Raw genomic sequence first — 14,250 nt, 5'->3', positions numbered from 1 at the left:
CGTTTACAGAAGCTCTCCCTTGTCCCACAGATGCACCAGTTCCCCCGGTGCCCGGTCCTCGGGCACTTTCAGCAACATTTCCCCTGACTTGTAACGCACTTCAATCTGATAGAAGCGCTGGTCCCCGCGTCCGGAGTCGCTGCTGTCCAAAGGCAGGCAGCCTTCGAGGACCGAGCAGATGCGTGAACGTTGGCTGATGTCGCATTGCGCGAATTCGATTTCGCGCGGGCGGCTCAGGCTGTGAATCGCGGCGACGCCACCCTGGCGAGAGACACGCAAAACGGAATCGTCACCTAAATCGGGTAGCGTTTTCATACAGCCTCCTCAGTTTATTCGACACCGACCTGTGCCCAGGCCTGCTGCACCGCTTCAACTTCCTTGGCGCCGAAGCGCTGGCCGGCGTGGTCGATGGTCAGTTTTGCGAACGCGTCGAATGTGGCGTCCTGGCTCAAGCGATCATCGCACAGCGTGTCGTACCAGATCCGTCCGGCCTTTTCCCAGGCGAAGCCGCCCAGTGCCCGAGCCGCCAGATAGAACGCGCGGTTGGGGATGCCGGAGTTGATGTGCACGCCGCCATTGTCTTCGCTGGTGATGACGAATTTGCGCATGTGTTCCGGTTGGGGGTCCTTACCCAGCAAGGGGTCGTCGTACGCGGTGCCGGGGTGCGACATCGAGCGCAAGCCCTTGCCCTGGATTTTCGGCATCAGCAGGTCGGCGCCGATCAACCAGTCGGCCTGTTCGACCGTGTGACCGAGGATGTATTGCTTGGTGAGCACGCCAAACACGTCCGACAGCGATTCGTTCAGTGCCCCTGATTGATTGGCGTAAATCAAACCAGCCTCACTCTCGGTGACGCCGTGCGCCAGTTCGTGGGCGATTACGTCGAGGGAGCGGGTGAAGCGCTGGAAGATTTCGCCGTCGCCGTCACCGAAGACCATTTGCGCGCCGTTCCAGAATGCGTTTTCGTAACCCTGGCCGTAATGCACGCTGCCGATCAGCGCAAAACCCTGATTGTCGATCGAGTCGCGCCCGAGCACTTTCCAGAAGAAATCATAGCTGGCGCCCAGCGCGTCGTAAGCTTCGTCGACCGCCGGGTCTCCTGACGGCGGCTGGCCTTCGAGGCGTACCGGCATGCCCGGCAGGAGCATCTTGTTCTGCGCATCGTGCACGCTGCGCCGGGCCAGGCCCGGTTTGGTCGCCTGCGGCAACACCGCCCGCGCCGGCGGCTGCGAAGGTCGGCCGGGGTTGGGCAACAGGCTGCGTACATGGTTGAGCGTCTGCATCGCCGCGTTGCGTTGCGGCTCCGAACCATGGGCAATGATTCGGTTGAGGATGTAAGGCGGGATAAAACTGCGCAGCAAACGAGAGTCGGTCATCAAAGCATCCTTGTCGTCATACGATGTCGATATCCATGTGAGCCGCGGCGCGAATTTCGGTTCCATCGATTGCCATCGACGCGCAATTCTGCGAAAAAACCGTCCGCGCCATCAGGGCCATTCTTAACGAGTCAACCACATGTCAGAAGAACTGCAAATCATCGACCTGCAACCGGGCGACGGCAAAGCCGCCGTCAAAGGCGCGCTGATCACCACCCAGTACACCGGCTGGCTGCCAGACGGCACCGAGTTCGACTCCTCCTGGAGCCGCGGCAAACCTTTTCAGTGCGTGATCGGCACGGGGCGGGTGATCAAAGGCTGGGATCAGGGCCTGATGGGCATGCAGGTCGGTGGCAAACGCAAATTGCTGGTGCCGGCGCATCTGGGCTACGGCGAACGGACGATGGGCAAGATTCCGCCGAACTCGGATCTGGTGTTCGAGATCGAGTTGCTGGAGGTTTTGACGCGGGAGGATTGAGTTTCAGAAAAATTACGCTGGATGAAGCGGGTACTTCATCCAGGTGAGATATGGCTTGAGTCGGTCAGGTGAACGCGTCGATATCATCGAGCGTGTCATCGACTATTCCTTCCAGAGAAGGATGTTCGTGCCTGACTGATTCGAGTGCAAGGAAAACTCTCTCAGTCTCCATTACCCCATGACGGCGAGCGATGTGGCCAATGGAGGTGACCGCAGCGGCGATAATCGCCTCGGAATTATGGGTCAGATATTCAAGGCAAATATTCTGAGCCCAGTTTCCGTCACTTTCATTCAGGCCAATTGATACGAGTGCAGCGATCACGTCCGCATCCGTGTCGCTGCCAAGAAGTCTTTTGGCGTCCGCGTGACTCATAGATGGATCTTGATAAATCAGACTCACTTGGTGCCCATCACCCGCAGGTGGATTTTGTACTTTGGGTATGTCTTTTCTGCGCACCATGAGCGTCCTTGTTCGTTTTACAAAACGAGGCGGACGCTATATCAAAGGGCATTCAAAGGATGTAGGACGGGTCTGAGATTCGCGCGTCGTTACAAGTGTAAAAAAACAGGTGGCCTGTTTCCGAAAGGGCCGGCTCCCTCAGCCCCACTAAGGCGGATACCTTGTCTTCTCAATGCGACGACACAAACAGCGAAGGCGTATTCGGTGCCGGCAACGCATACGTGCGTTTCATCCACGCCAACTCCGCCAGCGGGGTGCGGCCGAAAAAACGTTTGAAGTCGCGGCTGAATTGCGAGGCGCTTTCGTAGCCGACCAGGAACGCTGAGCGGGCGGCGGTGAAGTCGTTACGCAGCATTAATAACCGCGCCTGATGCAAGCGCGTCGATTTGAGGTACTGCATCGGTGAGGTGTCGGTGACCTTGCGAAAGTGCAGGTGAAAATTCGGCACGCTCATCTGCGCTTCTTCGGCGAGCGCTTCGACGTCGAGATGCTCGTGATAACAGCTGTGGATTTTATGGATCGCGCGGGTCACTTTGCCGAACTGTCCCTGCTGGGCAATGGCCGCGCGCAGCGTGCCGCCCTGGGCGCCGGTGAGGATGCGGTAGTAGAGCTCGCGCAACATCGCCGGGCCGATGATTTGCCCGTCGTTACGGTCGTTCATTATTTGCAGAAAGCGCAAGGTCGACTCGCGCAGCGCATCATCCATGGGCGAGGCGTACATGCCGCGTGGCACCGTGGCGTCGAAGCCGCGGACCTCATCGACTTGTTGAATCAGCTCGCCGGCGAGGGCGAAATCCAGACGTAGATACACCGCGAGCATCGGCTGATCCTCGCTGGCATCGGTTTCCATGCTGAACGGCACCGGCACGGACACCACCAGATAATGCTGGGCGTCGTAGACGTAGATTTCGTCGCCCAGATAGCCGCGTTTCTGGCCCTGACAGAGGATCACGATACCCGGCTCATACAGCACCGGCGTGCGCGTCAACGGGCGGTTGGAACGCAGAAACCGCACGTCGTCGAGCACGCTCAGGTTGTAGCCCTCGAGCGGCGCCAGTTCGCTCATCAGTTGCACCATGCGCGCCGTCGTCAGGTCTTCGGATTTCGCCATTCACCGCACCTTTTTTCACGCGACTGCTCAGCCATCGGTAGAGCAACTGAGCGCGTGCCATTGCTCAATACTCTCCGCCGTGCGCTGTAACTTGTCACGCACCAGCGCGACGGCATCGCTGCCCAACAGCAGATGCGCCGGCGGGGCAGGGCTGGCGATCAGCGTCAGCATGGCTCGTGCGGCTTTGTGCGGATCGCCGAGCTGTTGGCCGCTTTTCTCTTCGCGGGCCTTGCGCACCGGGTCGAAGCTGGCATCGTAGTCGCTGATGCTGCGCGGCGTGCGCTGCATCGAGCGGCCGGCCCAGTCGGTGCGAAAAGACCCCGGCGCCACTGCCGTGACGAAAATATTGAAGGGGGCGAGCTCTTTGCTCAGGGTGTCGGAAATCCCTTCCAAAGCGAATTTGCTGCCGCAGTAATAGGCGATGCCGGGCATGGTGATGTAGCCGCCCATGGAAGTGATGTTGACGATATGCCCGGCACGACGCTGGCGGAAATACGGCACAAAAGCCTTGGTTACCGCCACTGCGCCAAACACATTCACATCGAACTGCCGGCGCATTTCCGCCAGCGGCGATTCCTCGAAAACCCCTTCGTGACCGTAACCGGCGTTGTTCACCAGCACATCCACCGGCCCGTAACGTTTTTCAACGGCGGCGACCACCGTATCAATCGCTTCGAAATCGGTCACGTCCAACACCAAGCCATGGGCCCGTTCCGGCGCCAGCGCCTCGAACGTCGCTACGGCGGATTCGCTGCGCACCGTGCCAATCACCCGGTGGCCCTCGGCGAGTGCCTCCCTCGCCAGCGCCTGGCCGAAGCCGCTGCTGACACCGGTGATGAACAGGGTTTTTGCAGTCTTCATGTCGCACACTCCAAAACAGACAAGGTGCGATCATGCTAGGGCGAAGGAGGGCGGGCGACGATGCCGAATCGGATCTGTGTATTGCCTGTTCCTATCAGCAAGATTTTGCGGCGGTGCCGGATTTACTGCGGCACATGTTCACCCGGCAGGCGTGACACTGACCGTCTGCGCAGGATGTCGTGATGTCAGCAAACCGATAAACGATATTGCCAGCGCCAGACCAATCGTCGTGCTCACTTCGGTGCGGTGTTCCGGGGTAATCATCATCACCGCCAGCGCGGCGCAGATGAACACAATCACCAGCCAGGTCAGCCACGGAAACAGCCACATGCGGAACGTCAACTCGACGTTCTGCCGACGCAACATCCGCCGCATGCGCAGTTGCGACACGGCGATTGCCAGGTACACCAGCAAGGCAATCGCGCCGGAGCTGGCCAGCAGAAATTCAAACAGCCCGGCCGGCATCACGTAGCTCCACACGGTGATCGCCGCGCCGAGCACGGTGCTGGCGATGACCGCCGCACGCGGCACACCTTCGGACGAGGTCACTTTCAACGCCTTCGGCGCATCGCCACGCCGACCCAGCGAATAGAGCATGCGCGAGGCGATGTAGATCGACGAGTTCATGCAGCTCGCCACCGCGATCAGCACAACCACATCGACCATGAATTTGGCATGCGGAATGTTCATGATTTCCAGCGCCCGCTGATAGGACCCGATCGAGGCCAGCAGCGGGTCATTCCACGGCACTACCGAAATCACCACGAAGATCGACAGCAGATAAAACACGCCGATGCGCCAGATCACCGAGCGTGTGGCCTTGGCAATGTTCTGCGCCGGGTTATTCGATTCCGCCGCGGCGATGGTCACCGCTTCGGTGCCGATGAAACTGAACATGATGGTAATGAACGCACCGACCACCGCCGACAAACCGTTCGGCGCAAACCCGCCGTGCGCCGCCATCAGGCCACTCAAACCGCTGACTTCACGGTCGGGAATCCAGCCCATCAACACCGCAAAACCAACGCCGATAAAGCCGATTATCGCCACCACCTTGGCCATGGCAAACCAGAACTCGAACTCGCCGTATTTCGACACGCTGAACAGGTTGGTCACCACCAGCGCAATGATCGAGCCCAGCGCGAACAGCCAGGCATCGACCTGCGGAAACCACTGATGCAACACATGCCCGGCCGCCAACGCTTCAATCGGAATCACCAGCACCCAGAACCACCAGTAAAGCCAGCCAATCGTAAACCCGGCCCAGCGCCCGATGGCCTGATCGGCATAGGTGGAAAACGAACCGGTGTCCGGATTGGCCACCGCCATCTCGCCGAGCATGCGCATGACCAGCACCACCAGTAGCCCGGAAAACAGATAAGCCAGCAACACCGCCGGCCCGGCCGCCGCAATGGCATGCCCGGAACCAACAAACAAACCGGCGCCGATGATCCCGGCGATGGACAGCATCGTCACATGACGAGGCTTGAAGCCCTGCGCCAAGTGGCCAGTCGAATCCTTGGAGGTGGGGCTGATCATTGTTTTCTTGTTCTCTGCTGATCGACGTTCAAGCGAATGAAAAGGGCCGAGCGATTACCGCTGATGTTGGCTGAACAGCTCTAAATGGCCCCTCTCGAACGTCGCAGTGCTTATCGAATCCGCCTCGATGGACGGGAGTTTTGCGCAAAAGCTGCGTCACCTTACCCGGCTTGTACGCGAAACCAGATGCCTGATCACGCCACGGTTGTGTCTGTTATCGACATTGGGGTGGGGGATTGTTTGAAGTGAGAACTGGTTGGTCATGGGGTTTGTAGGAGGACAGAGAGCTGAGGATATTTACAGATCAATTTGATTTTCCTGCGGGTGTAGGGAGGTCGACCGAGCGGGCATCCGCTCTCGATAAATCTGAGCGATCCTATCGTTTCTGGATTCACAATCGACCGTCCAGACCGACGATTCTCATCAATCTCCCCCAATCGGTTCCCTCTCCCTCCGGGAGAGGGCTAGGGTGAGGGCAGCCATTTCAGCACCCGCCACAACTTCCGAATCGCCACCGTCCTGGATTGTTTGAAGTGCACTGGTTGTCAGGACGACGAAGCTCTCCAATCTCCCCCAATCGGTTCCCTCTCCCTCCGGGAGAGGGCTAGGGTGAGGGCAGCCATTTCAGCGCCCGCCACAACATCCGAATTGCCACCGTCCGATGTGGCCCAATGGGCGATACCTGTTCACAAACAGGCGAGGGCAAAACGATCCAGCAAAGCACTAAACGCAAAATCCAGCATTTGTTTAAAAGAGAAATACGCACATCACCCAAACCCTACAACGCCTTGCGCCGTTACCTACGACTACGCCAGAATCCGCCGGCTTGTGCGTCTAGGGCGCGGGTTCTATCGTTTGGCGGTCACTGAAAAAGCAGTGATCGGGTTTGGTAGCCCGTCATAACTAGTCGCATCGCGAACCGTTCGCAGACCTCATCAGGTCTCTGCTCAATGGTGGCCATGCGCAGGACACCTTCGGGTGTGCCGGGTCCTAGTTACCGGTCTACCAACCCGCGTATGGCCGCCACCTTCGTTTGGTAGCGAATGTGAAGGCTCCTTTTTCTCAACTAGGAGTTTCACCATGTTCAATGTGACGCCCAACCCACCCGAAACCGACCCCGCATCCCCTTACGAGTCCCCAGATTCCAAGCGCTTCCACCAAGCCGCCGAACGCGCCCTCGACCACTACCTCAAACCCGCCAGCCAGATCATGTCCAGCGTCAACGAACCCGAACGCATGTACCTCGCCAACCCGAAATTCGACAGCGAATCCCTGCTCGCCAACGCCAGCGAAACCCTCGGCTCGGCCAGCGAAATGCTGGTCAACTTCGCCGCGATGCTCGACCCCCAACACCGCAAAACCGCATTGGGCATCGCCCAGGTCGTGATGCTCGGCGAGCTCGCGGTCAATCAGGCACTCGACAACGTAGAGGTCACCAGCTGACAACAACAACGACGAGGGGAAACCCTCGTCGAAACACCGAAACAAACCGCGCTGGCACACCGCCACGCCTTGCGCCGCCAAGCCCCGACTGTCACGCTTCGCGCCGTTCTCAAGGATCAGGACCAAGGAAACAAGGATGAGTGGCTACGTACCCAACCCCCCGAAAAACTACCGCTACGAACAAGCCAAACCCGTCGACCTCCACGCCCAGCACTGGGCGGAATACGAAAAACACGGCAAAGAACCAGCGCCCGAGCCTGAGAAGGTTGGGATAGCGCTGCGGATTGGAGTGTTTTTTGATGGGACGGGGAATAATGCGAATAACACAGCGGCTGGATTGCTGTGTGGGGCGCAGCATCCGATTGCGCCGGAGGATATTCCGGCGAGCTGTCAGCCCTACATGAAGGATCCGGATAGCAGTTATGGTGCTGGTGCGACGAACATAAAAAAACTCGCAGACCTGTATCACGAAGCTCCGGTTGCTGAGGGCGAGGGCTCGTTAAAAAAAGTCTCTCGACCTTTGTATATCGAAGGAATTGGCACTCAATCCAACGAGCAAGATAGTTTGTTCGGTCAAGGTACGGGGCGAGGGGAAACCGGTGTAGCGGGGCGAGTACAGACGTCCTTCACTTTTATCAAACAAGTCATTGAAGATACCCTTCAAGAAAATCCAGATGCGGAAATTACATCTATAACCTTTGATACCTTTGGCTTCAGCCGCGGCGCAGCGGCGGCTCGTCATTTTTCAAATGAAATAGTGAGAGGTAAGCAAGGTCCGTTACGAGAGCTGTTAACCATTTACTCTAGTAATTTCAGCCGTACATTTGTTGATCAGTACGGTGGCAGTATCAACATGGGTTTTATCGGGCTGTTCGATACAGTGCCGTCAATTGCTGGCCTAACTAACTTCGGTATGGTGAAAAGCCCAATCGCGCCAGGCATAAAACTCTATCTTGACCCTCGTTTTTTCAAGGATGTCGTCCATTTAGTTGCTCGCGATGAACGCCGGGCTAATTTTGCCCTCAGTAGTGTGAAACCTGACTTTCCGGAATACGAATTTCCTGGTGTCCACTCAGATATCGGTGGGAGCTATCTCGATGAAATCGAGGAGTGCGTTGTGGTGAGTCCCATGCAAAAACTTGATGTCTGGAGCAACACTGATGTAAGAACTACCTCGATCTATAAGGATGCTGCACTGGTAAAAAGTCAGTGGATAGCCAAAGGATGGCCTGCGGACCTGCTGGAAATCGTAACTCCCACCGCGCTTGCTTTGCCGCCCGATCCACAAGATCGGTTCGGTCCCAAACAGAAACGCGTGTACGCTGGCCTACTACTCAGGCGTCCAGTCAGTGGCAAGCTCTCAAATATTTATTTGAGATTGATGTATCAAATGGCCAAAGAAAGAGGTGTTCCCTTCACCGATATTCCCGGGCGAGCCGAATATGCCGTTCCACAAGAGTTGCAATCGATCTGCGACAGGTTCATTGCGGGTGACAACAGCACTACCGCAGAAGAAGAGCTATTGCTGAAGCTTAAGTACATCCATACTTCTGCCAACTGGAACCATCCACAAGGACGACGGGACGGTAGCGGCTTGAAAGTTGTTTACATAAACGCTCCAACCGACGACGGCATTCGTGTGCATCACCCTCACGTACCTGATTGGAAGCTTTGGTAATGAGAGTACTAGTAGCGATATTGGGCGTTTTGGCTTTCACCGGCTGTCACGCAACGAGTTCTAACTCAGGTGAAGCTGATCCTAAGTACCCTTGGTGGGAGCTCGCCTTCGTCAAACCCAATTTCATGAATGTGTGGGTTGAGGACAGCTCTGTGGAAGATATAGAAGGTAAAACCTTCCAGCGAGCGGGAGGTGGGAACGCCAGCGGAGCAGAACCAAATGATGAAGAAGAATCTGCCCGCGGTTGGATAGGTGTTGGAGGTACAGGCAAACCCGTTATCGGGGCGGGTTTGCCCAAGCGGATTTTTGTCCGCTGGCAATCGATACCTGAACAAAAAACCTATCGGGCTTGGGTGGATATTCCCGAGGAGGCCAGACAAGTGATGGTGAGGTCTACTCACCAACGGTGCCCGGAAACACCAGAGAAGACAGCACGGTTCATGGCGTCTGTCTATTTGGGGCTCGCGCCGGGGGGCGTGGTTCAAGTGTGGGTCAGAGACCTATGTCGGCGCCCAGTAAAGGTAGCGCGCGCCCAAGCCGAATTGGAACCGCTGGGACCAGACTTGGGAAAGAATGGAGGTCAGTACGCTTACCCTATAAGTGAAAAGGCAAAGCGCTACATCGAAAAATACGGCATTCCTTATGGAAGTTGGTAAGCCAAAACGATGAAGAAGCTTGTTATCGCTTTGTGCGCGCTTTTCGTCTGCGGTTGCCAGTCCACTGATCCGCTTTCAGCCAAAAATGATCCTAAATCCGAATGGTGGGAGCTGGCTTTTACAGAGCCTGACTATATGAAGGTGTGGGTGGAAGACAGCTCCGTACACGACATCACAGGTAAGGTTTTTTTCAAAACCGGAGCAGGTACGGCCGCCGGGGGAGAGCCTGACGATGGATCAGAGTCTGCGCGTGGCTGGACTGGCGTAGGTGGTAGCGGCAGAAAAGTCATCGGGGCCGATCTGCCCATGCGTATTTACGTTCGCTGGCAATCGATCGTTGAACAGAAAACCTGGCAAGCGTGGGTGGATATTCCGGAAGAAGCCAGGCGAATAATGGTGGCGTCCACAAATCAACGTTGCGCGGAGAAGCCCGACAGGACCGCAAGCTACATTGCTTCAGTTTATCTAGGTCTTGCTCCAGGCGGCGTGGTGCAAGTTTGGGTTAGAGATTCCTGCCACCATCCAGTCAAGGTCGCGAGAGGGCAAGGCGAAATCGATCCGTTGGGTCCGGAACGGGGCAAGAACGGCGGTCGTTATGCCTATCCAGAGAGTGACAAGGCAAAGCGGTATATCGAAAAATACGGGATCCCATACGGGAGTTGGTAGTGGTGTCAGGCGCCGAACTGCACGCCCTTTTAACCAAGCTATTTTCAGTCTCGCTGTGCGCACTGTTGATAGTTGGTTGTCATGCCCAGCCACTCTCGGCCAAACACGACCCCAAATCCCCCTGGTGGGAACTCGGATTTACCGAGCCCAACTACATGAAGGTTTGGGTTGAAGATACTGCCGTAGAAGATATCAAGGGCAAGACGTTTCTGCGCACGGGCGGCGGATCCGCGTCGGGCGGGCAACCAGAAGATGGAACAGAGTCGGCGCGAGGTTGGCACGGTGTGGGCAGCTCAGCGAAAGCAGTGGTGGGGGCTGATCTCCCGAAACGGATTTTTGTTCGCTGGCAATCCATCGTAGAACCTCAGACTTACCGCGCTTGGATAGACATACCTGAGGAAGCAAGACAACTGATGCTGACGTCGGTCAACCAACGATGCGATAAAACTCCAGATCAGACGGCTACTTATATATCTTCGGTCTACTTGGGATTGGCTCCCGGAGGTGTCGTACAAGTGTGGGTTAGAGACTCCTGCCATCATCCAATCAAAGTGGCCAAAGCTCAGGCAGAAATCGAGCCAATGGGGCCGAGTCAGGGTAAAACTCATGGGCGATACGCGTATCCCGTCAGCGAGAAGTCCAAGCGATATATCGAGAAATTTGGCATTCCGTACGGGAGTTGGTAGGCGTCAGCAATCTGCAGGCTTGCTGCGCTTGCATTGCCTGTACCTTGAGCCATCACTTTCGACGCCCGTGGCTTCTCCGTTTGTTGAGTGGCTGCTTACGGCCAAATGCGGTCGTTCAGCGTCTACGAAAACGAGCAGCGGTTCACTTGCAGGATTGGCCGGAGCGCCTAAGCTGGATAGGCCAATCGCCACCACGCAATTGAGGCTTGGGCTAGGCCGCCATCCGCGCGGTCACGACCCTCGAATTTTAGTGAGCACCGCCAGCTTGGCTCCGCTCCCTGCATAGGCGCAAAGAATGATCGAGTCGATTAGCCTTTCTAATATCGCCACCTATAGCCCCGACAAGTCCGAAGAAATCGTTAACCTAAAACCGATCAATTTCTTCTACGGTGCAAATGGCGCGGGCAAGACCACGATCAGTCGGCTGATCGAAAATCCTGCCATTTCGACGCACTCTCGGATCAAGTGGCTGAGGAACAGCCAGATCCCGGCAATGATCTACAACAATGATTTCATTACCTCTAACTTCACCGACTCGAAAGAACTGCCGGGTGTTTTCACGCTGGGGAAGGCCGAGCAAGCCGAGCTTGATCGCCTAGCGTTACTAAAGGATGAAAGAAAGCGCCACGAACAGATGAAGACGAAGTCAGTCATTCTTCTTGATGGCGAGGATGGTAGGACAGGAAAGAACGCCGAACTCGTTTCTTTAGAAGCAAAACTGGTCGCTCGGTGCTGGGAACAAAAGACAAAACATGACGAACACTTCAAGGGTGCTTTCACCGGCTTGAGAAATAATAAAGAGGCCTTTAAGGCTAGGGTTTTGCAAGAGCATGCGAGCAATACTTCATCTCTGGTCGACCTGGCTGACCTCCAGGCAAGAGCCTTGGTGTTATATGGTGAGCAACCTTTCAAGATGTCTTCTGTTCCAAACTTGAACTTGTCGCGGCTGATTGCATTCGAAACAAGCCTAGTTCTAGCCAAGAAGGTAATTGGTAAGGACGACGTCAGCATCTCAGCGATTATCCAGCGGCTAGCTAACAGCGACTGGGTTCGGCAGGGTATGAGATTTCTGGAACATACAGACGAGCAATGCCCGTTTTGCCAACAGAATATTCCACATGATTTCGAGAAAAATCTGGCTGAATACTTTGACGAAACGTTTGAAGCTGATTCCAAGGCAGTTTCTACTCTGCGTTCTACCTATTTTCAGGTTGCAGATGAGGTATTGACTCAGGCACGTGCTTTATTGTTCTCGGATTGTATTCATCTGGATAAAGATAAGATTAGTCTTGAGATCCAAGCCTTGGAAGCTGTAGTTATTGTAAACAAGGATCGAGTGGATAAAAAGGTTTCTAGCCCAAGCTCTGAAATTGAGCTTGAGGGGTTGAAGGATATTCAGGATGGCATCTTAGGGATTGTCGACGCTGCCAATGTGAAAGTCTCTGAGCACAATCGCCTTGTAGCTAGCTTCACCGCTGAACAGAACAAGCTCACCGGAGAGGTATGGAAGTATGTCATCGATACCGAGCTAAAAAATACGTTAACCGACTACACGTCTGAAAAGGACAAGTTGCAGAAATCCATCGTTGGCATCACATCGAGTCGGGACAAGGCCGCGGATAATATCAACACTGTTGAGATCGAAATTGACAAGATTGAAACAGCGCTGACAAGCGTGAAACCGACGGTCATCGCCATCAACAAGATCCTCAAAAACTTTGGATTTCGTAGTTTTTCGCTCGATCCTGCCTGTGTAGGAAACTCATATAGGCTTATCCGAAGTGATGGCAAAGACGCCAAGCAAACGCTTAGCGAGGGCGAAAAATCCTTCGTCACCTTCCTGTACTTCTACCACCTGCTCAAAGGCAGCATTACGACCTCAGGCATCACAAGTGACCGGGTCGTCGTCATTGATGACCCAGTTTCAAGTCTCGATAGTGATGTGCTCTTTATCGTGAGTAGCTTGATCAAAGAACTATTTGCGGAGGTGAGAAAGAAGGATAGCCATCTCAAACAGATTTTGGTGCTGACCCACAACGTCCATTTTCACAAAGAGATTACCTACGACCAACGGCGGAAGTCCGAAACTTCCCTCAGTGATGAGACCTTCTGGATCGTCCGAAAGCCTAGCGATTACTCCGTAGTCGAGTTTCATCCGAACAACCCCATCAGAACCTCCTACCAGTTACTTTGGGCCGAGTTGAAGAAAACTCCTGTGCCAGCGCTTACGCTGCAAAACACCATGCGAAGGATTTTGGAGAATTATTTCAAAATCTTGGGGGGTGTCGACACGTACGTTCTGGTCGGAAAATTTGAAGGTCTTGAAAAGGTACAGTGTCAGTCCCTAATCAGCTGGGTCAATGATGGCTCGCATTACGCTCCTGATGAGCTGTACGTGGCTATTGGTGAAAACATGGCAGCCAGCTATTTGAAGATTTTCTTCAAGATCTTCAAAGCCGCTAAGCATGACGCACACTACAAAATGATGATGGGCGATGATTATGTCGATCTCGATCCGGATGAGCTTTCGGACGATACTCAGGACGGCATCAGCGCTAATGTAGATGGTAACTTAGTCGCTAGCGCCGTTGATGCTCAGGACCTGTCCATACTCGTCCCTGGCCTATCTGCTATCCCGGCCGACAATCCGGCACTGGCATCGATTGTTCCGTTGGCAGGCAGGGACAGTCCAGAGGGAGATTCAGATATACCCTTCTGAACACCATAAAAATCGGAAAAAAGGGGGCAGATCTACTTTCAACGGAAATAGATCTTTCCCCTTTCCACAGTTCTTGCACAGTTCGTGAATGGCTGCTTCTGGCCGATTCCCGTCTGTGATCGCGGCTGATCGGCCAAAAGCTGTCACGCAGATATGTCTATAACATTAGTGGACATTCAGTGCTTAATCAGATAGGACACTGACTGAGCGACAACAAGTTATTATTCCATTGCCCATCTGCATATGTACGCAAATAAGGCGTATGACCAGATTCGCGTACAACTCCAATATTCGCACGAACACCATTTGCCGGATCGATCACAAAAAAAGTATTCGTTCCAGCATCAATGCTGGCAATCACTTGCTCGCGAGTCCAACGCCATTGATTAGTTGGATTTCCAAGATGAGTGATGTGTTCATGGGAACTGTTTACATTCGGTTTAGTAATACACGTTACTTGAGCGTCGGCCATTTGATTTCCTTTTCACGGATAAAACCATTAAGCAATCTGACTACACTAATTCTTGTACTGGCTTAATGATGCCCTAGTCAATACTCCTTTAGTTTTTCGGGACCT

General features: G+C 54.7%; 14 protein-coding genes. 7 read left to right on the top strand and 7 right to left on the bottom strand.

All coding sequences use genetic code 11. From position 1 onward, the window contains the following. Window positions 1-3 precede the first annotated feature (3 nt). Both ACYYKW_RS11715 and ACYYKW_RS11710 read right to left on the bottom strand, forming a co-directional pair. On the bottom strand, window positions 4-315 hold the full coding sequence (locus tag ACYYKW_RS11715; protein WP_093100696.1) for a protealysin inhibitor emfourin: 312 nt from the start codon (window positions 313-315) through the stop codon (window positions 4-6). A gap of 14 nt (window positions 316-329) precedes the next feature. Then, a complete protein-coding gene (locus ACYYKW_RS11710; protein ID WP_090284250.1) occupies window positions 330-1,376 on the bottom strand; it encodes a M4 family metallopeptidase in 1,047 nt (348 codons plus the stop codon). A gap of 139 nt (window positions 1,377-1,515) precedes the next feature. Between ACYYKW_RS11710 and ACYYKW_RS11705 the strand changes: the two genes are divergently transcribed. Then, window positions 1,516-1,854, top strand: a complete 339-nt coding sequence (locus ACYYKW_RS11705; protein WP_093100701.1) for an FKBP-type peptidyl-prolyl cis-trans isomerase — start codon at window positions 1,516-1,518, stop codon at window positions 1,852-1,854. Window positions 1,855-1,918: 64 nt separating this feature from the next. On the opposite strand, the gene ACYYKW_RS11700 is transcribed toward ACYYKW_RS11705, so the two are convergent. The 4 genes from ACYYKW_RS11700 to ACYYKW_RS11685 all read right to left on the bottom strand — a co-directional run bounded on the left by ACYYKW_RS11700 (window position 1,919) and on the right by ACYYKW_RS11685 (window position 5,825). Next, window positions 1,919-2,314 carry a hypothetical protein gene (locus tag ACYYKW_RS11700; protein ID WP_464990175.1) on the bottom strand — a complete coding sequence of 132 codons (396 nt, stop codon included), beginning with the start codon at window positions 2,312-2,314 and terminating at the stop codon, window positions 1,919-1,921. 169 nt (window positions 2,315-2,483) lie between these two features. Beyond that, on the bottom strand, window positions 2,484-3,425 hold the full coding sequence (locus tag ACYYKW_RS11695; protein WP_464990174.1) for an AraC family transcriptional regulator: 942 nt from the start codon (window positions 3,423-3,425) through the stop codon (window positions 2,484-2,486). Window positions 3,426-3,452: 27 nt separating this feature from the next. After that, a complete protein-coding gene (locus ACYYKW_RS11690; protein ID WP_464990173.1) occupies window positions 3,453-4,286 on the bottom strand; it encodes an oxidoreductase in 834 nt (277 codons plus the stop codon). Window positions 4,287-4,424: 138 nt separating this feature from the next. Continuing rightward, window positions 4,425-5,825: an amino acid permease gene (locus ACYYKW_RS11685; RefSeq protein ID WP_464990172.1), complete on the bottom strand. Its 1,401-nt coding sequence runs from the start codon at window positions 5,823-5,825 to the stop codon at window positions 4,425-4,427. Between the two features lie 1,080 nt (window positions 5,826-6,905). Here ACYYKW_RS11685 and ACYYKW_RS11680 point away from each other — a divergent pair. The 6 genes from ACYYKW_RS11680 (at window position 6,906) to ACYYKW_RS11655 (ending at window position 13,673) form a co-directional block, all read left to right on the top strand. Beyond that, window positions 6,906-7,268, top strand: a complete 363-nt coding sequence (locus ACYYKW_RS11680; protein ID WP_464990171.1) for a DUF6124 family protein — start codon at window positions 6,906-6,908, stop codon at window positions 7,266-7,268. Between the two features lie 136 nt (window positions 7,269-7,404). Continuing rightward, a complete protein-coding gene (locus ACYYKW_RS11675) occupies window positions 7,405-8,946 on the top strand; it encodes a phospholipase effector Tle1 domain-containing protein (protein ID WP_464990170.1) in 1,542 nt (513 codons plus the stop codon). After that, window positions 8,946-9,602: a DUF2931 family protein gene (locus ACYYKW_RS11670; RefSeq protein ID WP_090284236.1), complete on the top strand. Its 657-nt coding sequence runs from the start codon at window positions 8,946-8,948 to the stop codon at window positions 9,600-9,602. The genes ACYYKW_RS11675 and ACYYKW_RS11670 overlap by 1 nt, the downstream gene beginning before the upstream one ends. A gap of 9 nt (window positions 9,603-9,611) precedes the next feature. After that, window positions 9,612-10,268 carry a DUF2931 family protein gene (locus ACYYKW_RS11665; RefSeq protein ID WP_090284234.1) on the top strand — a complete coding sequence of 219 codons (657 nt, stop codon included), beginning with the start codon at window positions 9,612-9,614 and terminating at the stop codon, window positions 10,266-10,268. 17 nt (window positions 10,269-10,285) lie between these two features. Then, window positions 10,286-10,954: a DUF2931 family protein gene (locus tag ACYYKW_RS11660; protein WP_090288573.1), complete on the top strand. Its 669-nt coding sequence runs from the start codon at window positions 10,286-10,288 to the stop codon at window positions 10,952-10,954. Window positions 10,955-11,249: 295 nt separating this feature from the next. Next, complete coding sequence (locus tag ACYYKW_RS11655) at window positions 11,250-13,673, top strand: AAA family ATPase (RefSeq protein ID WP_090284232.1); 2,424 nt, start codon at window positions 11,250-11,252, stop codon at window positions 13,671-13,673. A gap of 187 nt (window positions 13,674-13,860) precedes the next feature. On the opposite strand, the gene ACYYKW_RS11650 is transcribed toward ACYYKW_RS11655, so the two are convergent. Continuing rightward, entirely contained in the window at window positions 13,861-14,145 is a 285-nt protein-coding gene (locus tag ACYYKW_RS11650) for a DUF3892 domain-containing protein (protein ID WP_090284230.1), read from the bottom strand. Window positions 14,146-14,250: the final 105 nt, after the last annotated feature.

This window comes from Pseudomonas sp. 15C (genome assembly GCF_055484735.1).
This window is presented reverse-complemented; position numbering and strand designations above follow the sequence as displayed.